This window comes from Flavobacteriales bacterium (assembly GCA_016704485.1).
Classification (GTDB): Bacteria; Bacteroidota; Bacteroidia; order Flavobacteriales_F; family PHOS-HE28; genus PHOS-HE28.
This window is the reverse complement of the sequence record JADJAA010000006.1, coordinates 1-20,917: the sequence shown is the minus strand read 5'-3', so window position 1 is coordinate 20,917 and position 20,917 is coordinate 1. Positions and strand designations below refer to the sequence as shown.

Genomic DNA, 20,917 nt, shown 5'->3' with positions numbered 1-20,917 from the left:
TAAGACCCATTAAAATATAACTCCGAATTTAGATCGGCTTGGGCAAGTTCCAAACCTGTTGAATCTAAAACTTTCGAAAATTCTTTTGAGGGTCGTCTTTTCTCTACCGCGAAACTTCAACAAACATTAATTGGAAAGTCCTTTGAGAACTGTTTCTGATAATTTCTCTGTAATCTTCCTTTGAAATAATTGAAGTTGTCGATTAATTTTGAAAAGTCTGAATACTCTTCATTTTCATCACTTCGCAATAAATATTTTAAAGCTCTATCATTATTGTCAGTTGGTCTTAATTTTAGTTTCTCTTCTTCTGGTGAAAATTTATTTATCAAATAGGTTTCGCTTATTTCATTTACAAGTCCTTCGTTTTTGATAACCTTTGCAAGTCTATGAAGTACCAAATAAACAAGTGTCAAAGTTGTTAACCTTTGCTGTCCATCAATAACTGTCAATTTCTAATTCTGGGGATGGACAAACATCATCGTGAACATAAACAATACTGCCAATAAAAATGAGCATTCCCGTGTTATCGACTGTTCTTCTTTCTGTCGTCATGGGTTAAATTTTTCAAATGTTTTTCCGTTGAACTTAAATGTTCCGTTGTCAGGTGTCCCAAGCCATAAGTCGCCTTGATTGTCCTTATACATTGAAACTAAATTAACGTCTTTCGTGCCGTCTTTAACTGAATAATTTGTGATGTTCTTGCCGTCATATTTATAAACTCCCTTGTCCCAAGTGGTCAGCCAAATATTTCCGTTATTGTCCTCTATGATGTATGAATAGTAAACGTATTCGTCACCTCCAAATATTTTTGCGTTTCCAATTCCGTTGGTCTTTTGATATTGAAGTCTGTCGCTTTTTGTTGTTTTGTCAAAGTCAAAAATATACCGATGCCAAGTGTTGCAAAACCAAAAACCACCTTCCTTGTCTTCAAATATTGAACGAATACCAAATGTTCCACCGTTTAAACCTATTGTTAAATCTTCTTCATACATCCATTTGATGGATTGTCCGTCAAAACGGCAAGCACCAAAAACTGAAGTGCCAAACCACATTGCACCTTTTCGGTCTTTATAAATACAATAGACTTCATAAGGACTAAAAAATGGATTGATGCCTTTTGCATAAATTTCATCGTGTAGGTAATGTTTTGGGAATTCTAATTGAAACAGATTTTTTCCATCAAAGCGATAAGGTCCGTTTTCGTTTCTTTTGCCCAATATGTTAAACCACAAATCATTTGGTTCTAATTTCCAGTCTTTACTTTTTATAGGTTGCAAAGTCGTAAATTGTTTTCCGTCAAATTTGTTGATACCACCAAGCGTTGAGAAAAATATATTGCCAAATTTATCTTCTTGAATTTGTCTTATACTATCGTTGCATAGTCCGTCTTTGGTCGTAAAATTGACAATAGTTTTGCCGTCAAAACGATACACACCTTCGCCATTACTCCCAAACCAATAGTTGTTCTTTTTGTCTTGAAACACATACCACAAATGGTCGCCAAGTTTATTTACGGTGTCGCCTTGTGCAATGTTTTGGCTTAAATCGTCAGCGTTTGATGCTTTATTTTTTGTCTGTCCGTTGCACGATGTCAATATGGTCAGTATGCTAAAAAATAAGATTGTTCTTAACTTCATTGTCTGTCTGTTTATTGTTAGCACGGTCTGTAATAGAACAGTAAAGGGTTTGCAGGAAGCCTCTGATAACGTCACCTTGATTATGAACAAATGCTGATAGCAGTACATGTGTTGAAACTACTTACGTCAGCCCTGGTTTTGCCAATACCTTGTTACCTGCCGTTTTTTTGTCCATAACTAAATAACAAAGGCTAACATAGTTACTGCTCACAATAAAGCCAGTTTCCATCCCATTTTTGTCACCAATTAAAAGTGAATTTCCAGTAACAGAAATTAACTTCATAGATGGGTAATTATCTAATGGAATAAGTCCAAACCAAACTGCACCAAAATAATTCCATACTGTATGTGCGAATGTTGAACATATTAAACTGTCAAACTTTATTGTGATAAGTCCAAAGATAAGTCCAGCTCCAAATACATTTATAGATGCTGTCAACCCCCCTGGAATTTATTGCACCTGGATGTAGGAGCAAGGATAAAAAGATGTCGTAATCAAAGCAGTTAGCTTAGAATACTTGGTTTCAAAAGTGAGAAAAGATGGCCGTGTACAAGTAATTTTTGCATTGAAGCGTTTAAAAAAAAACAAAAAAAAAAGGAAAAGTTGGCCGGGGGTTAAGGTAAAAATGTAAATTTTTTTTTTCGGGGCCCCAAGCCAAACTAAAATTAGGCAAACCGCCCACAAAAAAAGCCCCAAAAAAAATCAAAAACCAAAATTTTGAACAAAACTTTCCCTTATAAAAAAAAAAAAAAAAAAGGTTATTTTTTAAAATTCGTTTTTAATAAAAGTGTCCCCTTTATCACCCGAAAAGGGGTAAAAAAGAAAGGGAGGGGGGGGGGGGTGGTTAGGGGGGGGTGTTTAAAAAGTGGGTGGGGGGCGGAAAAAAAAAGGCTTGTTTTTATCCAAAAGTTTTAAGAGCAAATACTTTCCGACAATAATTCCTAATTTGTTTGATTTTTCCTTTCATTTTTTGCTTGTGATTACAAGTTGGTCTTTTTGGGTTGCTGCTAAAATGCGTCATTGAATAGATGAATGTTTGGTCTGGCGATGTGTCTGGTAAGATACGCTTTATGAGCTGGTTACAATTCTGCAACACAAAATGCGCATTGCGTCTAGCCGCCCAGAAGGCACGCGGATATGAGGTGTGGCTCATAGGCTATCCAGGGGGCTTTTTATCTGTTTGAGGTGGCGGTTGGTTACTTGGGCATAGAGTAGGGTGGTCTTGATGTCCTCATGACCTAACAGTTTCTGAATGAAGCCGATGTCGGTGCCAGCCTCTAAAAGGTGGGTGGCGTAGGAATGGCGCAGACCATGTATGCCGATGCTCTTGTTGATACCGGCCCTGTGCATCGCCTGTTTGAATACGGCCTGTGCGCTGCGGGTGGTATAGGCACCGCCATATTGGCCCTCGAACAAGTATTCTTTCGGCCGATAGGTCTTAAAGTAGGTGCGCAGTTGTTCCAGAATGCTGGTAGGCAATGTGACATATCGGTCCTTCTTGCCCTTAGCACGGCAAATGTGTACCTGCATGTTTCCGCTATCGATATGCTGCACCTTTAACGCTACGAGTTCGCTTACACGCAGACCCATGCCATAGCAAAGGCGAAGCATTGTGTTATGCTTCAGGTTCGTGGTCTGTTCAAGGAGGCGTTTCACGTCCTGCTGACTAAGGTGCTTGGGCAATGTACGCGGTTTCTTGGGCCGCGGGATATCAACGAAGAATTTTTCCAGATGCAGTACCTTTTCCACGTAGAACTTGATCGCATTGAGCCGGCTGTGCAAGGTTGCTTCGCTCAATTTGAGGACCTGGGTGCAATGCAGCATGTAACTGCGAAGGCGTTCCGATGTGAGGGTATCAACAGGTGTGGGACCCAGTGCTTGGAGAAGCTGTGCGAATTCGTTCCGGTAGGTTCGCTCAGTATTCGGGCTGTAGCCCTTTAGCCGAATGGTGTCCAGAAAGCGCTGCATGGCTGCGGCATTTTCTGGTGTAAGGTGCAAAAGAGCTTCCTTTACGGTTGCTTTTTGAGGTAGGCCAAAACGCTCGCGGTAGGTCCGGTTGTCCGGCACATGCCACGCTTTAAGGCTGCTTGACCAGCGGGCTCCCGAAAGTTGTTTCACTTGGACGATCAGCTCCGCATTGAACGGAAAGCGGAGGAGGATGACCTCCTGGCCCTGGTGTTCCGCAGGTTCCAGAGCGATCTCTTTATGCCAAACAGCGTTCGGGTCGGTGGGTGGTTGAGTAATGGCCATGTAAACAAGTTACGTCGCTCACTTAGCGTCTTGCCAGTGGCTTTGGTGCGAACATGCGTGTATGCTTCAACAAGCTCAATAGAGCGATCATGGTGGTTTTTTTGGCACTTTGTCCTTGCAGGGCCTGAATATAGTGCAGGTCAGTATCTTGTTCCAAGAGGTCTTTCCTAATACCGTGTCGAAAACCATGCACCGTAATTGATCGCATGATCCGTGTTCAACTTGGTAATGGCGGCAGGTTCCTTTGTTGTTTTCAGTAAATAGAATGAATGGCTTGATCCGCGAGATCGGTTCCAAGAAGTCCGGATGGCGTTTGCACGAACATCCTTCTCCGTATTTTCGCCGCCATGTTCCGTTATTTAATTACCGTTTCCGCAGCGTTGGTCGCATTCGCTGCAACAGCCCAGGATTCGCCCCGTTATGGCCGCGATAAGTTCCGGCAGTTGGATCAGGAGTTGCCTACGCCGAATGAACAGCGCACGGCCAGCGGTGCACCAGGCCATGCCTATTGGCAGATGAAGGCCGATTACGACATCAAGGTGGAGATCGATGACGCGACGCAGAAACTGACCGGTACGGAAACCATCACCTACCACAACCAAAGCCCGGATAAACTGGATTACCTGTGGCTGCAGTTGGACGGGAATATTTTCGAGCCCGGTAGCGATGCGAACTTGATCAAGACCGGAACGATCGGTGATAGCGTTTCGCTGAAGGAAATGGAGAATTGGGTGCAGCCCTTCGAGGGTGGTTTCCGGATCACGAGTGTTACGGATGCCTCCGGGAGTAAGTTGACGCACACGATCAACAAGACCATGATGCGCATTGACCTGCCCAAAGCATTGGCTCCAGGCGCAGTGTTCAGTTTCAAGATCGATTGGTGGTTCCCGATCAACGACCGTATGAAAGTTGGTGGCCGAAGCGGCTACGAGTATTTCGAAGAAGAGGACAATTACCTCTACACCGTTGCGCAGTTCTACCCGCGTATGTGCGCTTACATGGATTACTCCGGTTGGATGCACAAACAATACCTAGGTTCTGGTGAGTTCACACTCGACTTCGGCGATTATTCCGTGAGCATTACCGTGCCCAGTGATCATATCGTTGGTGCTACCGGTTTGTTACAGAATGAAAGTGCCGTGCTAACAGCCGAACAACGTTCACGATTGGCAAAGGCGCGCACGGCGGATATGCCGGTCATGATCGTTACGCCTGATGAAGCATTGAAGGCTGAAAAGTCCAAGGCCAGCGGCAAGAAAACGTGGGTGTTCAAAGCGCAGAATGTGCGTGATGTTGCCTTCGCAAGTAGTCGGAAGTTCATCTGGGATGGACAGAACCAACCAGTTGGAACCGCCGGCTCAAAGGAAGGAGTGACCAACGTTCTATGCATGAGCTTTTACCCGAAAGAGGGTAACCCGTTGTGGGAGCAGTACAGCACCAAAGTGGTGGCACACACCATCAAGACCTACAGCAAATACACGTGTGATTACATCTACCCGGTTGCGATCAGCGTACACACCGATCGTATCGGTATGGAGTATCCGATGATCTGTTTCAACGGCGGTCGCCCGGAGCCTGATGGTACCTACAGCGAACGCACGAAGTATGGCATGATCGGTGTGATCATTCACGAAGTAGGGCACAACTTCTTCCCCATGATCATCAACAGCGATGAGCGCCAATGGACATGGATGGATGAAGGGTTGAACACCTTCACGCAATACCTCACCGAGCAGGAGTGGGACAGGGATTATCCGAGCTGGCGTGGGAAACCGCGGAACATCGTGGGGTATATGAAAGGTGATGTCAACGCTGCACCGGATAAGGTGAAAGCCCGCATTGAACCGATCATGACCAACAGTGAAAGCATCACGCAATTCGGTAACAACGCGTATGGCAAACCGTGCACAGCGCTGAACATTCTGCGCGAAACCGTTATGGGGCGAGAGTTGTTCGATCATGCATTCAAGACCTACGCTAACCGATGGAAATTCAAGCACCCCACACCAGCTGATTTTTTCCGCACCATGGAAGATGCCAGCGGCGTGGACCTCGATTGGTTCTGGCGCGGTTGGTTCTACACGACGGATCATGTGGATCTCGCACTGACCGACCTGAAATACAAACGCATGGACCCAGTCGATCCTGTGATCTCCGAGGGCTTGAAACGCAAGGACAAAGCCGCCGAAGCTCCGGACCTTACCAGAGAGCGCAATAGGACAGCACTCGCGCAAGTGATGCTGGAGCGTGACTCCGTAACACGCGACTTCTACAACAACTACGACCCACTCACAGCCACTTCACGCGACAAAGCGAGGTATGATAAGATGATGGCTTCGTTGAGCGATAAAGAGCGCACATTGCTCGATGCGGACCTGCATCTCTATGAACTCAGTTTCAAGAATATCGGTGGTCTGGTAATGCCGTTGATCCTGGAATGGGAATTCGCGGACGGCACCAAGGAGATCGATCACATTCCAGCCGAGATCTGGAAGAGCAGCGATGAAGTGACCAAGGTATTCGTGAAGAAAAAGGAAGTCGTTTCCGTAGTGCTGGACCCGTTCCTGGAAACAGCCGATTGCGACCTCAACAACAACAGCTGGCCGCCGCGCATGGTGCCAACGCGGTTCGATGTGTTCAAGGAGAGCCAGTGGAAAGAACCGAACCCCATGCAGATGGAACGGAAGCAGCGAGCGGAGGGGTTGAAGCAGTAGGGTAGTGATTGTTGGGAAGCGGGGTTATCCAAGGCAAGGTGAGGTTGCCATCGCAGATGCTCCGGAGTGTGATCTGTTGTATCTTTGGAAGTGCCATGATACATGACCCGAAAGAATTGATTACCGTTGACCAAGCTATACTTGGAGGTTGTCCGGTTTTCAGAGGCACGCGTGTCCCAGTGGGTTCGCTGATAAGTCATTTGGAGAAAGGGATCACGGTGGATGAATTCCTGTCCGACTTTCCGTCGGTTTCAAAGGAACAAGCAACCAGTTTATTGGAGCTGGTGGGCGCTTTATTCTCAGCGGAAAAGATCACGAAGTTGTATGAAGCTGCTGCTTGATGAGAATTTGTTGACGGCGGCTCCTAAGCGGTTTCCGATCGCGTGAGTTCGCATCGTTCACCATGAAGGGCCAGTTACTAGACTTGTGTTTGATGGGGCGTTTTTAGGGTGAAGGTAAGTGTGTAAAACACCGGCAGTGTGGTGAGCATCAGTTTCTGTTTTTTTTCTGCGCATCACCTATCTTTGAGTTTGAGAGTAACACACAATGAGCACCTCCGAATTAAAACTCAACTTACTTGAACGTCTCGCTCTTATCCAAGATGCTGGCTTACTTCATCGTTTGAAACAAGTCTTCGACCGTGAGCTTGCCGAACCTGATGGATTCACCGAAGAAGAATTAGTAGAGCTTCAAGAGATCGATCGGCGACGTAAAGCTGGTTTGGATACCTACCTTTCAATGGAAGATGCTATGCCGGCACAGGCCGAAGCTGCAAAGGCATTTTTATGGTATGAACAACAAAGTAAGGGGCTTGGTCGACGTTTCGCTGATTCCCTGAACGCATGTCTGGAGCAGTTGTCCAAGAACCCTGTATTTCAACTTCAGAAGAATGGCTTTCGTTATGTTGAACTGGAAAAGTTCCCGTATCGTGTTGTATTTATTGTAGAAAATACGTCGGTTTACATTTACCAGATCCGTCACACAAGTCGTAAACCAAGCCCACGATTTGGTCCTTGAAATACGCAACTAGACCACCACCCACAGCCTTCCAGGCTCCAACCGGAAGCGCACGTCATTGCCCACGTCCAATGGCTCGCCATCCAAATGGGCAAGTGTTCCGTCCTGCACCACTGTGGCTTCGGTAGTGACCAGATTCCGGATGAACTTACTGTCATCCGCCCTATGCGTATAGATCTGCCACAGGGCCTTCAGCATGGAAAAGAAGGGCGGTTTGCGCACCAATCGGATCTCTGCTAGTCCATCGTCAGGCCGTGATCCAGGACTTATTACTGCACCGTTACCGAATTCACGCGTGTTGCAGAACACGGCCATCAACACTTGCTCAGTGATCCGTTCGCCATTGGCGTGTACGGTCACTTGCATCGGCTTCGCACCAATTACTTCTTGGATGATGATCTTCGCGTAACCCCACATACCGCGGCCTTTGCTTTTATCGAACCGGTGTGCTACGCGTGCATCGAAACCGATACCGGCAACACCTAGGAATGCGTGGTCGTTGAGGTAGCAGACATCCATCAACATGGCTGTTCCTGTAAATGCGTGGTGCAATGCTTCAGTTGGTTCTAATGGCAGTTCCAACGAACGTGCATAGCCATTTCCACTTCCCAACGGAATTATGCCCAGCGCCACTTTGGTACCGATCAGTCCTGCGGCAATGGAGTTCAAGGTTCCATCTCCACCTGCGCTAACGACCATGTCCATGCCGCTTGAGACCGCCTCTTGCGCGAACTGCGTTCCATGGCCGTGTCCTGTTACCAACCGTACGGTCAGCTCGTAGCCGTGCTCTTGGGCAATACCGATCGCCGCCTTTTCGATCATCGGCGCCTTGCCCTTCCCCGAACGTGGGTTGATCACCAATAGGGCCTTTTTCATGGCACTTCCGGTGTTATTGTAAGCTGGCTTTTGATCAAATGACCATTGTATTGTTGGATCGCAGCCTTCAAATACAATTCCATTTCCGCAGCCAGGATCGGATCCACTGTAGAAGAGCTGTCCAAGGTTCTCGTTTCGATCACCTGATCACCATCGAACTTTACCTGAGCATGTTCGCTCACAACGCTATAAACGCCATTGCTTGCCATGATGGCGTAAGGCCTTGTCTCATTGCGCAATGCACTATGACCAAAGCTGAAGAACCGGTCCGAACATCCGATCAGGTCCAAAGTGGTAGGTAAGATATCGATGTGTTGCGTGATCCGAGGTTGTGCAGCTGGCGCGATCTTATTCGGCATGTAATAAAAAAGCGGTACCCAGTGATCAATGGCCTTATCACTGTGCGAGCCGGTTCGTTCGATGTCCGCTGTATGATCTGCGGTAATGACGAATAATGTATTCGCGAACCACGGCATTTTTGCGGCACTCAGAAAGAACTGGCGCACGGCATTGTCCGTGTAACGAAGGGTAGGGTGAATGGCCAAGGTGCCACCTTTGAAGCGCTCAGCATCTTCAGGTAGAAGTTCGTACGGATGATGCGAGCTTAACGTAAAAACGCTGCTGATGAATGGTTCTTTCTCCTTCGAGAGTTCTGCTACGTAGTACTGCAAATACGGAAGGTCGCGAATGCCCCAATGCCCATCATGGTCAGTTGCTGGACCGGTGTATTCATTCAGTCCCACATACCGATCGAATCCCGCGGATCGTACGAATCCATCGAAGCCCATGGTACCATTCCTTCCCCCGTGATAGAAGCTGGTGGAATAACCCTCTTTGCCCAACACACTGGCAATGGAAGTGAACGGTAAACTTGCGTAGGGTGATGTAAGAAACGCTTCATCCATCCATTCTGGCATGCTGGCAAGCACTGCCGGTATCCCATCCACACTTCGGCGTCCATTCGCATAGGCGTTGGTCATGTTCAGACTTTGCCCCATCAACGAATCCAGGAATGGCATATAGCCTTCGCCTCCGCCAAGTCTGCCACTGTATACCGCAGAAAAACTCTCGAGAATGATCACGACAACATTCGGGCGCTGTGCATTGGAAACACTATCGAACGGTACATTCGGAAGGGCGTTGTATTGATGCACCACAGGCCATAGCGCGTCGGCTTCCGCCTGGTCCATGTAAACACGTTCTTCCAGCGTTGGCTTGCCCAAACTGGTCATCATGGTGAAGGGCGTATTCAGGACCAACGGCAAATAACTCGCTCCACCGTATTTCGCGCCATCGAGCACTTGTAAGGGCATCAATTGCAACCCACCGCGTGATGCCAACGCAACAAGGACAACGGCAAGGATCCGCCAGCCTATCTGTTGGAATGCTTTCCGTTCCACGGGTTCACCAATGTGGCCTACACGTTTGTAGATCCAACCCAAGAGCGCTAGGCACGCAACGTAGATCAGTGCGATGTACCAGTAGTCCCTGAGGAACGCGGGTACTAGATTGATCGTGTCACCGCCGCTGATCATCATGTTGAGAAAGTCAGCAGTGCTGCGTTTCAAACTGAATTTGTAGAATTCCAGATCAACGCATTGGAAGAACAACGTGATGGCATTGATCGCCATGAACACCCAGAATTGGATGCGTCCGAATTGTTTGTTCGGATAAGGGTTGATCAAGAAAAGTACGATCCAGGGCAAGTGTAACCAAGCGATGGCACTGAGGTCGAATCGAACGCCACCTACGAATGCCCAGAAGGAAGGATCCGGGAACGCCATGCTGTTGAGTGCCCAGAACTGCAGCCGTAATAGGGTATACACTAACGTTACCGCTCCTAAACGAAGTACCAGAATGGAAAGCGGGCCGCGCAACATGCCGCGAAGTTGCGGAATAGTTCAGGGAATCACATCGCGTTCAATTTCGTTTACCAGAGCTTAACAGTTCCGTTTTCCGCATCTCGGAATTCCAGGAAGGATGGCATTTATCACAGTGTTCTGGTGCAACGGTGTATTTTTCGCCCTCATTTCAGGATGTGAACTGTTGTAATGCCCGGACCTACCGACCTCCATACTGTTCCTGCCAAAGCGCTGCGGGTGTGCATGGTTGTTCCGTGCTACAACGAAGCAGGCGTTCTGCAGCACACTACCGAGGTTCTTCTCAAAGAGATGACCAGCCTTGCAGTGGAAGGATACGCGACCGCGGATAGCTACGTGTGTTGCGTGGACGATGGTAGCCGGGATACAACGTGGAAAGAGATCGAAGTGCTTTCAAAGAACAATGCACGGATCAAAGGGTTGAAGTTGAGTGCCAATTTCGGTCACCAGAATGCAGTGATCGCCGGGCTCTTTACGGAACGCACGCATGCCGATATCCTCATCTCCATGGATGCTGACCTGCAGGATGATGTTTCGGTGATCTCCAAAATGGTGAAGTTGCACCACGCCGGAAAACGTGTTGTGTATGGCGTTCGTTTGGATCGGCAAGTGGATTCGTTCGGAAAGCAGATCGCAGCAAAGTTGTACTACAGCCTGATCCGCAAAATGAATGAACGTGCCATTAAAGGCCATGCCGATTTCCGGTCCGCGGATTCCAAAGTGATCGCTGATCTGGAACGGTTCAATGAAGCAAATATTTATCTGCGCGGCCTATTCCCTTTGATCGGATATCCTTCTGCGGAAGTGGAGTACGTGCGTAAAGAACGTCATGCCGGTGAGTCCAAATACAGCTACCGGAAGTTGATGAGCTTGGCGTGGCAAGGGATCACTTCATTCACGACCACACCACTCAAATTGGTTTTCTACCTCGGTATCGCAATGATGTTCATGGGTATTGGTGTTGCAGTATGGGTTATATGGGGCTTGTTCGCTGGGCAAGCCATACAAGGGTGGGCTTCAACACTCTTGATCATTACCATCTTTTCTGCGATGATCATCACGAGTCTCGGCATCATAGGTGAGTACATCGGTAAGATCTACCAAGAGGTGAAGCAACGCCCCCGTTACATCATTGAACGCACTACCGGTGAGTGATCCAAAGGATACCGCGTTCTCCGAAGAACAATTCGATAAGCTTTACCCGCTCGGTGTGGAACGGCATTATTGGAGCCGTTGCCGGAATAAGGTCATTGCGCGCACCCTGCGCAAAGTGAATGCTGTAGGTCCGATGTTGGAGATCGGTTGCGGAAAAGGTGTTGTGGTGGAGTACTTGCGCAATGATGGCTTCGACATTACCGGAATAGAATTGGCACCAGTGAAAGCGCTCCCAAGCGTAGCAACATTCGTAAAGACCGGAGCAGATGTGCTGGACATGGACCCAGCGGTCTGCGCGAAGATACGGAGCATCTTGCTTCTGGATGTGATCGAACACATTGAAGATCCCATTGCCTTTTTGGCCATGGTACGGAAGAAGCTGCCGAATGCGGAATGTGTTCTGGCAACCGTGCCTGCTCGACAAGAACTGTTCAGCAATTTCGATCGGTTCAATAAACACTTCCGGCGCTATGATCTTGAAATGCTGACTGATCATCTGCGCACCGGAAATACAAGCAGTTCGTATGTGAGCTACGTCTTTCATGGCCTGTACCCCGCAGCGCGGCTGTTGCTGAAGTCGAAAGGTGAACGTGAGGTTGGCTTCAATGTGCCCAAGAATTGGCTTGCCGAACTTTTCAATTACGTACTTGGCCTGTTCTTCTACGTCGAGTTCCTTGTGCTTCCACGGAAATGGAAAGGAACTTCCGTTATCGGAGTTGCGAAGAGCTAGTTCACTGAGGGTGCACCTTGCCAAGCGGTGTTCACATAAATGTGATAGCCATGCCTAACACCGATCAACCGCAACGGCGGATGGTCATCACCAACAACGCAAAGCGGTATCGAAAGGTCCCGTTTCAGAATGTACCGGATCGTGCCATCGTTCAGTGCGTTACGGTAGGCGCTCAGATCATAGTTCGCGATCGAGGTAGGCAATTGAAAGATGTCCTTTTGGGTAAGCACACTTCGACCGACAATGAAATTCTCCATGTGATCGTGGTACGGGAAGAGGATATATCCTTCGCGCAGCGCTGGATCTTCCGCGAATTCTTTCGCCATGGCCTTCGCTTCTTCGTATTCGGCCCGCTCGTTCTGCACCGTATTCCTGCCAAGCAATACCGTTATGCCCCACGCAACTTGCCGCGGTTGGATGAAGAGGATCGCCAATGCTAACCCGGCCCATTGCCAGTAACCGGATCGATGGCTCATGATCGCTGCCAGAGCCGCAGTGGCCAACACCAGCCCTTCCATGTAGTAAGCTACGGAACTACCGTACTTCAGGCTCGTGATATACCCGAAGACCAAGCTGATCGTGAATGCCAACGCCCAACCCCTTCTCATAGCCTCGGTTCCTCGCCACCAGCGGAATGCAAGGATCAAGCCGATGCCCTGCAATACGAACATTGCCACGTAACGCACATTCAAGAGCGAACGGACCAACACCAGATCGATCCCATTCCTGACCGACGTGAAGAGGTTGTCCACCACAACGGCTGTTCCATAGTGGATGAACATAGAGCCCACAGCTACCCCAAGGACCACCGCCCCAACAATGATCTGGTAGAATAGGGTTTTCCATTGCTTGGTGATCAGTAACCAGGATCCAATGATGATCAAAGGCAACACTCCGGTCTGTTTGCTCAGCATCGCCAAACATCCGAAGATCGTGGCCAGATAGAGTTCCTTCTTTCCTTCAACACCGCGCGCTATGGAGCGTAAGAAAAAGAGCATCGCTGATGCGAAAAAGACCAGATTCAAGGCATCGGTCCGGCTGTAGATCTGTACGGGGAGGAAACTGAATAGAACCGCACTCCACAAAATTCCGACCCACCGAGTTGCACCTAACTGGCGTGCAATTCCGTAGCCGATCACTACGAAAAGCAGATTGAGCAAAAGCCCTACCGTGCGGGTTAATGCATAAATGTTCTGTGGCTCGGAAGGATCTACGCCGAGCAGCTCTCCGATACCGCCGACCAAGTGGTAATAGCTTGGTGCATATTGGATGATATCCATTGGGAGAATGGCCGGATCGGTGTACAACGGCCCGCCTTGCATCCATTTTATAATGCCATAGATCACATTCTGTTCTTCGCCCATGATGTTCAGCAAGTGCGTGTCGATCAAGCTGATGCGGCTGGCCAGCGTAGTAACCGTGAGGGCAATGGCCAACGCGATCGAAGCGTACTGCAACACACGCATCCCGCTCGACTTTGTAAGTCCCGTTATTCCGCTTTCAGCCTCCATTTCTCGATCGAAGCGCCAAAGTAGGCCTTGTTGACAACCTTACCGATATTGAAGGTAGCGACCATGTTATGCCGTAACCGGGCCGCAATACCTTTGGCACCCATTAGAAGCCTCCGAAGGCTACGTTAGTTCAATTCCTCTTTATGACCACGCTGACCACCGAAGACCGTCAACTCCGCTTTGAACGCGGAACGCATGACGACGCCACACTGCTTAACATGTACGTGCAGCTCGCACAGCCACGGGTTATCGAGGAGAAAATGTTGAGCCTGCTTCGGCAAGGCAAGATCAGTAAATGGTTCAGTGGAATTGGCCAGGAAGCCATCAGCGTTGGTGTGGCGCTTGCGGCGAATGAAGATGAATATATTTTGCCGATGCATCGGAATCTGGGCGTGTTCACTACACGCGGAATGCCGTTCAGAAAACTCTTCGCCCAATGGCAAGGAAAAGCAACAGGCTATTCAAAAGGAAGGGAGCGCAGTTTCCACTTCGGTGATCAAGAGCATAAGATCGTTGGTATGATCAGTCACCTCGGGCCACAATTGGGGATCGCTGATGGGATCGCACTGGCGCACAAACTGAAGAAGGAGAACCGATGCACGTTCGTTTTCACCGGTGATGGTGCTACGAGTGAAGGTGATTTTCACGAAAGCCTCAATGTGGCTGCAGTTTGGGACCTACCTGTGCTGTTCATCATTGAGAACAACGGGTACGGATTGAGCACGCCTAGCAGTGAGCAATTCCGCATGAAGCACTTCACCGATAAAGCGATAGGCTACGGTATTGAATCAGTGCAGATCGCAGGCAACAACATCCTCGAGGTATACAATAACCTTGCGCGCTTGGCGGATAGCGTCCGTGAGAATCCGCGTCCCATCCTCGTGGAATGCATCACGTTCCGGATGCGCGGGCATGAGGAGGCCAGTGGCACCAAGTATGTTCCGCAGGAATTGTTCGAGGTGGGGGTAAGAAAGATCCCCTGTTCACAATTTCGAAGCATGGCTCTTGAAAGAGGGCATACTTACTGCGGAGAATCGCGATCATATCCGGCATGAGATCAAGGCGGGTATTGAAGAAGATATTCGACATGCGTTTGAAGAACCTGAACCTACACCTGTTGCGGAGGTTGAATTGGGTGATGTATACGCAACATCCCCGGATTCCACCATTGGCACCGGTAGCGTCGACCTACTAGGTCGACCTAACGAGACCAATGGCCCAGACGGCCAACCACACCCGGAGAAACGACTGATCGATGCCATTCAGGAAGCCATGTTGCAAAGCATGGAGCGCCATCCGGATCTGGTACTGATGGGCCAGGATATTGCTGAATACGGCGGAGCATTCAAGATTACTGATGGATTCGTTGAACGCTTCGGAAAGGAACGCGTGCGCAATACGCCACTGTGTGAAAGCGCGATCGTTGGTGCAGCATACGGCCTTAGTGTGAAGGGCATGAAGGCCATGATGGAAATGCAATTCGCGGATTTCGTGAGCGAGGGCATGACGCAGATCTGCAACGTGCTCGCCAAGAGCCATTACCGCTGGGGACAGAACGCTGATGTGGTGATCCGAATGCCCACCGGCGCTGGCGTTGGCGCTGGTCCATTCCACAGTCAAAGCAATGAAATGTGGTTCGTGAAAACACCAGGCCTGAAGGTTGTTTACCCGAGTAATCCGTTCGATGCGAAAGGCTTGCTGATGACCGCTTTCGAAGACCCGAATCCCGTGATGTTCTTCGAGCACAAAGCCATGTATCGCTCTGTTTCTGGACCGGTTCCTACCGAACCCTACAGCATACCCTTCGGTAAAGCGCGGGTAGTTCGTGAAGCACAGGCCACACGGCATGATAGCCCTGCTTCATTGAGCGTGATCACCTATGGCATGGGAGTGCATTGGGCGACGGAACTCGCAGCAACACTTGCAGATCGCTCGAGTGGCGATGGAGGTCCGATCGATATGGAGATCGTTGATCTACGCACGTTGGTACCGTTGGATATTGATACGATCGTTGCCAGTGTGAAGAAGACCGGTAAGGTCATCGTTCTGCACGAGGATACGCTGACCGGTGGTTTTGGTGGTGAACTCAGTGCATTGATCAATGAACATTGTTTCGATCATCTCGATGCACCCATCATGCGCGTAGCAAGTTGGGATACGCCGGTGCCCTTTGCGATACCGTTGGAGAAAGGGTTCTTGCCAAAGAGCAGATTCGCGGAAGCAGTGGAGCGGTTGGCGGGGTATTAATGAGCTCGTGACGTTCTGTAGAACGAAAAGATCGTCGACCTTGCACCTGTTTTTAAACCAACTGGTGTCATGAAGTCTTTCCGCGCGCTTATCATCCTTGCTGCTTTCAGCATTACGACACCTACTTGGTGCCAAGTAAACTTTGTGCCGGATCTCATGCTTAGGGATGTGCTGAATGGTTTCATTCCTGATCTTGTAAGTTCGGATGGTTACATAACGGACCCTGGAGCGTTCATCGAAAATATTAACTTGAATGTGTCATGGACACCTTGCGACCTTACCGGTTTAGAATATGTGTCATGCAACTTAATGAACTTGGGTTTCGATCCCGGGTTGAAGTAACAGCATTCCCTTCCTTCCTGCCGTTTCTGGTACTAGTCTCCTCTTTCAAATTTGGAACTACACCGGTACTGATCTTCCCGCGCTACCGCTTGGCCTCGAGGCCTTAATTATTGACGCACCAACGCAACTACAGAACTGGACCCTTGACGGCACACCTGCACGCCGATACTTGCCGTAGAGATCAACAACTTCCCGGCCACTTCAGCTTGGCCCTCTTCGATCTCATACGTGGAATTTATTTCTGTGGTGAACAGCAAGGAGCATCAACCATTCATACTTGGAGATGGTGTGTTGCGCGTTGTATACCTCGGACTACCCAATTTGACAGTTCTGCCTATGCTATCGCCAGATCAAGATTACATGGAAATTGGGTCCTGTCCTCAATAACTTCTGGTTGGGCAGTGCAGCAAGTAGCCAATAACCCCACGTTGATATTCAGCAATATGGATGGCCTACAAACCTTATCGAACTTCCCAACCTTGGTGGATAGCCTTTCGGTGGTAGTTACACCCGTTCTTACTTCATTACCGATGCCCAGTTCATTGGTCGGGCTTAACTGGATTATGTGCCGTTACTACCAGTGCCGATTTTCCCTGCTGGTTTACGCTATCTATCCGTTGGCTGGGTGGATTGGAATGCTGTTCCAGCTCTACCGAGTATGTTGGAAACATTCAAGATCATCGGAGCTTCGACGGATGTTCTGCTTCCAGTTTTCCCGAACAGCTTGTGGTCTTTCATCGCTGATGGCGCATTTACGAATGGTATTCCCCAGTTGCCATCAGGTTTGAGGCAGTTGGATCAGACCGGCTTGTCCACGGATATTGGGCAACCAGCATTCCCTAGCGCAATTGAGACTATTGCACTTAACGATTGTTCCTTCACTGAATGCCATCGTTCCCTGAAGGACTTCAGGAACTTATCGTGTACAACAGTGGTACTTGTTTACCGCCTTTACCAACGACCTTGACCGAGTTGAGTGCTGACATGGCTTGTTACCCCAACCAACCATCCAATTTAGTGCAACAGGTTGAACCTTTGTTCCATCCTTACCAGCTACTGCTCCGAAGTAAATCCTACTATTTCCGGACAGTATATCTTCGACGCGAACAGTGACAGCGAGCAGGGAGCAGATGAACCGAAATCCATATCCGGAACAGTGCGTTTTCTACCATCGAACTACCAAACTGGGGTAGACACTGCTGGTAACTACAGTATTGCTTTACCCATCGGAGAATACACTGTGGAATTGGTAGGGCTTTCTCAACCTTTTCTCGGATGTGTTACCGTTGCAATATGTTCAAGAACTGTTAACGGTGAATGATAATATTGATGGTCTGGACTTTGCCATAAGCGCCTTGGACATTCCCGTGGAACTGGAGTGTACAATGAGTTGATGTCGCCAGCCAGACCGGGGTTTCATAAGCTATATGATAGAGCTGGAAGTTTCAAGGCTCACGAAGACAACGGTTGTTACGATCACCTTCGATCCCCCATTACGCTGAATTTCGTTCGTCCATTCCTGGCACGTCTACAGTAACGTAACGTAATAACCTACAAGACTCCGCCGATGACCCAGTTCTATTCTGATATAGTTGTTAACCAGCATGTGCCTGAAACAGTAGCGATGGGCACTGTTCTTATGGAGTATTGTGAGATCAATCCACTCTACCACTCATCCAAACCCGGTCAACAATAGCATAACAATTTATCATAAGTCAGTTCTTTTGACCCTTAATGACAGACAGGTTTTTCCCAGCAATGCTGGCACCGGATGAAGTAGCTGCGACACTACGGTTGAATACATTAACCGTTTCCGGAACACAGGCACCTACCTCGCCGAACGCGTGCAGTTGCCGATACGTTGGTGACCCCCAGTAGGGATTCATTCCGATTCATCCAAAGCAGCCATCCGAGCGAATGGTTTCATGCGCGATGGAGTGCTCCACTTCGTTTTCAACTTGAGATCGTATTGCCGGACAGCAATGCGAACGAACCCGAAAGCCATGGCTTCGCCAGGCTTCTCCATCAGACCCCCAACGGATGCACTTGGTGAAACAGTTCAGAATATTGCGAACATCTACTTCGATTTCAATGAACCGGTGATCTTTGGTCGCTTGCGAACTGACGGTCGACATTTCGAATGCTGTTCCCAGTGTTGTGCACAAGAAGCCAGTGCCGTGTACCCAATACCAGCTCTTGATCGCATTACGGGTGATGCGCTCGAATGGCAGCGTGTATCAGGAGAGGTGATAAACCGACGGCCGGGTGGTACAACGCGTTGGTACAGTACGAACGAACGTCCGGATCGATGCTTCTCTCTCGCCCGGGACGTATGTGATAAATTTCTACAGAGTGCGGCAGGTATTTTGCGTGAACAATTCATTAAGCAATAACGATGGAGTGGTGCGTTCTGCGACAATGTCCCTGTTAACCATTGTTGCTGTTTTCTTGCACACCTCGAACACCTACTTTAGCAACGCATGGAGCCATTAATAGCGGACATCGAGAGTAGTACGTTCATTACGCCGGATGTGAAACGGTTCGTGCTCACACGCCCTACAGGATTGAAATTCAAAGTAAGGTCGAATGGTTGCGGTACAATCGCGATGGCTGGCCCGCGACAAATGGCGGCCTTTCAAGTTTACCTCGTTGACCACATCGCGCAACATCGAATTGATGGTTAAGATACAACGATGCAAAGGAGTGACCGAACAATTGAGGCATCATTCGCAAAGGCGAAAGGCTACTTTGGGAGACGCGTGTTCGGTACAATAACGTACCACAATGGTGCCGCGGAGTTTTCGCAGCAGGTACAGGCATCACGCCATTATGGCCATCTTTCGCGATACGGAAGAAGAAAAATGAAGGCAAACACGTTGGTCTATTCAATAGAACGGGCTTGGATTGTGATCATGGATACGGAACTTGCAGGAAACTTCTGGGCAAACGATACTTCAAGTTGTTCACGCGTAGAACGCGTCATTGGGTTCCGCGATCGGCGTATCGACAACAATACGCTCATCGCTTTGGTGGGGGTACGATCGGAACTTCTATATCTGCGGCCCGAAAGAGTTCGTACGCGATAAGCAGAAATGCTCCGCCCAGTCTCCGGTGCCAAAGCGGATACGCTGATCTTTGAGGCATAGCGCCGTGATCGAATGTCATCAGCACCTCACAGATCAAACCCCAGGTCGCGTTCGATCGATCGCTGCTAGATGTTTTTGTTCTACCGCCGAAGTGAATATGTCCCGTTTCAAAACGACGCAATAATTCTGCGATAGTTTGGCTTGGGTAGGTTCGGTCTTCGCGCTCGCCACCCAATAGCACATACTGCGTTGCATGCCGTTGTCAATTTATCAGCCACTTTGAATTCCGGCATGAAGTCAAGGTCTCGTGGAGCTTCCGGGATGAATTACCTTATCCGGTTCAGGGTCTGCCCATAGTTCAGCGTGGACCAGATCACCTGCTTTCAATTTCGCTGCGTGCCGGATATCACCACCAAGAATGATAATGTGTTAACCACTCTTGGTCGGCATTAATGCACGGTCGACAGATCCGGTAATCGTGCATTTTACATGCCCTTCCACGGGTTCCGGAATTCAGTTACCACGTCGTGAGGAACTCCACAAAATACCATGAATTCGCCTTTCATGCGCTCCAATGGAGCAGTAAATCGACCAGGAGCTTTATCGAAGTTGACTTCACCGGCCAGATGGATTGACTTCCTTACTTGTTGTTAATGATGATCGTAGGGATTAGCCATATGGATCTTTTCGCCGAACGACCAACGAACCGAAGGATCGTTTCCCCCTTCTTTTCTTTGATCGCGAAAATACCACAGCTACAGGACCTTTGGGCCCGGTACCGGGTGTGGCGAGCTGTAGAGCCTTCGCTCGATGCGCGGAATGTTCTCGTCTTCGAACGTGATGTTGCTTACGTGCAAAGTCGTAGTTAATTGTTCTCAGTTTAACGTTGGTGCTCGGTTCCGCATTAACCGTTTCCCCGTTTACGGTAAGGGTGAATTCAAACCATCTTCAGAGTAAATAGTAAGATGCATGGGCGATACGCGCTTGAATAAAGCAGGTGATCGATATGGCGGCTGCAAATAGTAGGATGCGATGCATGGTATGTATTTAGTTGTCAATATTGGCGATAATAGGCATGGTTTCGAATTACCCACCCGCCTTTTTTAACTCGATAACCCTTCTCTCGGTCAATAAGACCAACACTTTATCACGGTGATCGCCTTGCAATAGGATCGCGCCGTCCTTCATTTCCGCCAACGCCGCATTTGCTCTTCAATGCGCGCCCAAGATCGTCGAGATCATGGCCTTTCCAACGAAGCCCGCAATGCGTGTAACTTCCTTGTTCCCCTTCATTCGATCCGGAAATGAATGCGGAATCTTGTTGCTGAAAAGGTGGCAGGGTGGACAGTTCAGCAGGAATGCCCTAAGTTCGCTTGTTGGTGCTGTAAGCCAATCCGCCGATTCGCTTGGGGACGTTTCTTCATGAAGGGCTAAGAAGTAGATTATGAAGGATAGGAACGTAATCATATTG

19 protein-coding genes and 1 pseudogene are annotated in these 20,917 nt (G+C 48.8%); 11 read left to right on the top strand and 9 right to left on the bottom strand.

The genetic code is table 11. The features are described 5' to 3' along the window. Window positions 1–116 precede the first annotated feature (116 nt). The 5 genes from IPF95_18520 to IPF95_18500 all read right to left on the bottom strand — a co-directional run bounded on the left by IPF95_18520 (window position 117) and on the right by IPF95_18500 (window position 4,096). On the bottom strand, window positions 117–449 hold the full coding sequence (locus IPF95_18520) for a DUF262 domain-containing protein (GenBank protein ID MBK6476676.1): 333 nt from the start codon (window positions 447–449) through the stop codon (window positions 117–119). Window positions 450–548: 99 nt separating this feature from the next. Next, window positions 549–1,637 carry a hypothetical protein gene (locus tag IPF95_18515; protein MBK6476675.1) on the bottom strand — a complete coding sequence of 363 codons (1,089 nt, stop codon included), beginning with the start codon at window positions 1,635–1,637 and terminating at the stop codon, window positions 549–551. A 121-nt stretch (window positions 1,638–1,758) separates the two neighbouring features. Continuing rightward, complete coding sequence (locus tag IPF95_18510) at window positions 1,759–2,076, bottom strand: CPBP family intramembrane metalloprotease (protein MBK6476674.1); 318 nt, start codon at window positions 2,074–2,076, stop codon at window positions 1,759–1,761. Between the two features lie 711 nt (window positions 2,077–2,787). Beyond that, window positions 2,788–3,888 carry a tyrosine-type recombinase/integrase gene (locus tag IPF95_18505; GenBank protein ID MBK6476673.1) on the bottom strand — a complete coding sequence of 367 codons (1,101 nt, stop codon included), beginning with the start codon at window positions 3,886–3,888 and terminating at the stop codon, window positions 2,788–2,790. Between the two features lie 22 nt (window positions 3,889–3,910). Next, window positions 3,911–4,096, bottom strand: a complete 186-nt coding sequence (locus IPF95_18500) for a hypothetical protein (GenBank protein MBK6476672.1) — start codon at window positions 4,094–4,096, stop codon at window positions 3,911–3,913. Window positions 4,097–4,235: 139 nt separating this feature from the next. Between IPF95_18500 and IPF95_18495 the strand changes: the two genes are divergently transcribed. From IPF95_18495 to IPF95_18485, 3 genes are all read left to right on the top strand, one after another. Next, the gene (locus tag IPF95_18495) at window positions 4,236–6,602 is read left to right on the top strand and encodes a M1 family metallopeptidase (protein MBK6476671.1); all 2,367 of its coding nucleotides are present in this window, start codon (window positions 4,236–4,238) and stop codon (window positions 6,600–6,602) included. Window positions 6,603–6,697: 95 nt separating this feature from the next. After that, window positions 6,698–6,943: a DUF433 domain-containing protein gene (locus IPF95_18490; GenBank protein ID MBK6476670.1), complete on the top strand. Its 246-nt coding sequence runs from the start codon at window positions 6,698–6,700 to the stop codon at window positions 6,941–6,943. A gap of 205 nt (window positions 6,944–7,148) precedes the next feature. Then, complete coding sequence (locus IPF95_18485; protein ID MBK6476669.1) at window positions 7,149–7,619, top strand: type II toxin-antitoxin system RelE/ParE family toxin; 471 nt, start codon at window positions 7,149–7,151, stop codon at window positions 7,617–7,619. Between the two features lie 9 nt (window positions 7,620–7,628). Here the strand turns inward: IPF95_18485 and IPF95_18480 are convergent, their stop codons facing one another. Both IPF95_18480 and IPF95_18475 read right to left on the bottom strand, forming a co-directional pair. After that, entirely contained in the window at window positions 7,629–8,495 is an 867-nt protein-coding gene (locus IPF95_18480; protein MBK6476668.1) for a diacylglycerol kinase family lipid kinase, read from the bottom strand. Beyond that, entirely contained in the window at window positions 8,492–10,375 is a 1,884-nt protein-coding gene (locus IPF95_18475) for a sulfatase-like hydrolase/transferase (protein MBK6476667.1), read from the bottom strand. Before IPF95_18475 ends, IPF95_18480 begins: the two co-directional genes overlap by 4 nt. 171 nt (window positions 10,376–10,546) lie before the next feature. Here IPF95_18475 and IPF95_18470 point away from each other — a divergent pair, with 171 nt between their 5' ends. Together IPF95_18470 and IPF95_18465 are read left to right on the top strand one after the other, a co-directional pair. Then, a complete protein-coding gene (locus IPF95_18470) occupies window positions 10,547–11,530 on the top strand; it encodes a glycosyltransferase family 2 protein (protein MBK6476666.1) in 984 nt (327 codons plus the stop codon). Continuing rightward, window positions 11,508–12,260: a class I SAM-dependent methyltransferase gene (locus IPF95_18465; protein ID MBK6476665.1), complete on the top strand. Its 753-nt coding sequence runs from the start codon at window positions 11,508–11,510 to the stop codon at window positions 12,258–12,260. Before IPF95_18470 ends, IPF95_18465 begins: the two co-directional genes overlap by 23 nt. Here IPF95_18465 and IPF95_18460 read toward each other — a convergent pair. Continuing rightward, a complete protein-coding gene (locus IPF95_18460; protein MBK6476664.1) occupies window positions 12,257–13,771 on the bottom strand; it encodes a hypothetical protein in 1,515 nt (504 codons plus the stop codon). The two genes, IPF95_18465 and IPF95_18460, sit on opposite strands and share 4 nt — an antisense overlap. Before the next feature lie 143 nt (window positions 13,772–13,914). Between IPF95_18460 and IPF95_18455 the strand changes: the two are divergent. Next, window positions 13,915–16,018, top strand: a pseudogene (locus tag IPF95_18455) (dehydrogenase E1 component subunit alpha/beta). A gap of 69 nt (window positions 16,019–16,087) precedes the next feature. Then, entirely contained in the window at window positions 16,088–16,360 is a 273-nt protein-coding gene (locus tag IPF95_18450) for a hypothetical protein (protein MBK6476663.1), read from the top strand. 107 nt (window positions 16,361–16,467) lie between these two features. Here IPF95_18450 and IPF95_18445 read toward each other — a convergent pair whose 3' ends face one another. Further along, window positions 16,468–16,617: a hypothetical protein gene (locus IPF95_18445; protein MBK6476662.1), complete on the bottom strand. Its 150-nt coding sequence runs from the start codon at window positions 16,615–16,617 to the stop codon at window positions 16,468–16,470. Between the two features lie 323 nt (window positions 16,618–16,940). Between IPF95_18445 and IPF95_18440 the strand changes: the two genes are divergently transcribed. From IPF95_18440 to IPF95_18425, 4 genes are all read left to right on the top strand, one after another. Further along, window positions 16,941–17,327: a hypothetical protein gene (locus IPF95_18440; GenBank protein ID MBK6476661.1), complete on the top strand. Its 387-nt coding sequence runs from the start codon at window positions 16,941–16,943 to the stop codon at window positions 17,325–17,327. A 1,036-nt stretch (window positions 17,328–18,363) separates the two neighbouring features. Further along, entirely contained in the window at window positions 18,364–18,753 is a 390-nt protein-coding gene (locus tag IPF95_18435) for a hypothetical protein (GenBank protein MBK6476660.1), read from the top strand. A gap of 87 nt (window positions 18,754–18,840) precedes the next feature. After that, the gene (locus tag IPF95_18430) at window positions 18,841–19,044 is read left to right on the top strand and encodes a hypothetical protein (GenBank protein ID MBK6476659.1); all 204 of its coding nucleotides are present in this window, start codon (window positions 18,841–18,843) and stop codon (window positions 19,042–19,044) included. Between the two features lie 1,055 nt (window positions 19,045–20,099). Further along, the gene (locus IPF95_18425; protein ID MBK6476658.1) at window positions 20,100–20,315 is read left to right on the top strand and encodes a hypothetical protein; all 216 of its coding nucleotides are present in this window, start codon (window positions 20,100–20,102) and stop codon (window positions 20,313–20,315) included. The last annotated feature ends 602 nt before the right edge of the window (window positions 20,316–20,917 follow it).

Excerpts from the sequence above, each read along its gene's own strand:
- IPF95_18435 (MBK6476660.1), top strand. The coding sequence starts at position 18,364 with ATGGCTTCGCCAGGCTTCTCCATCAGACCCCCAACGGATGCACTTGGT.
- IPF95_18485 (MBK6476669.1), top strand. The coding sequence starts at position 7,149 with ATGAGCACCTCCGAATTAAAACTCAACTTACTTGAACGTCTCGCTCTT.
- IPF95_18425 (MBK6476658.1), top strand. The coding sequence starts at position 20,100 with ATGATGATCGTAGGGATTAGCCATATGGATCTTTTCGCCGAACGACCA.
- IPF95_18495 (MBK6476671.1), top strand. The coding sequence starts at position 4,236 with ATGTTCCGTTATTTAATTACCGTTTCCGCAGCGTTGGTCGCATTCGCT.
- IPF95_18475 (MBK6476667.1), bottom strand. The coding sequence starts at position 10,375 with ATGTTGCGCGGCCCGCTTTCCATTCTGGTACTTCGTTTAGGAGCGGTA.
- IPF95_18470 (MBK6476666.1), top strand. The coding sequence starts at position 10,547 with ATGCCCGGACCTACCGACCTCCATACTGTTCCTGCCAAAGCGCTGCGG.
- IPF95_18490 (MBK6476670.1), top strand. The coding sequence starts at position 6,698 with ATGATACATGACCCGAAAGAATTGATTACCGTTGACCAAGCTATACTT.
- IPF95_18500 (MBK6476672.1), bottom strand. The coding sequence starts at position 4,096 with ATGCGATCAATTACGGTGCATGGTTTTCGACACGGTATTAGGAAAGAC.
- IPF95_18515 (MBK6476675.1), bottom strand. The coding sequence starts at position 1,637 with ATGAAGTTAAGAACAATCTTATTTTTTAGCATACTGACCATATTGACA.
- IPF95_18460 (MBK6476664.1), bottom strand. The coding sequence starts at position 13,771 with ATGGAGGCTGAAAGCGGAATAACGGGACTTACAAAGTCGAGCGGGATG.
- IPF95_18505 (MBK6476673.1), bottom strand. The coding sequence starts at position 3,888 with ATGGCCATTACTCAACCACCCACCGACCCGAACGCTGTTTGGCATAAA.
- IPF95_18430 (MBK6476659.1), top strand. The coding sequence starts at position 18,841 with ATGGAGCCATTAATAGCGGACATCGAGAGTAGTACGTTCATTACGCCG.
- IPF95_18480 (MBK6476668.1), bottom strand. The coding sequence starts at position 8,495 with ATGAAAAAGGCCCTATTGGTGATCAACCCACGTTCGGGGAAGGGCAAG.
- IPF95_18450 (MBK6476663.1), top strand. The coding sequence starts at position 16,088 with ATGAAGTCTTTCCGCGCGCTTATCATCCTTGCTGCTTTCAGCATTACG.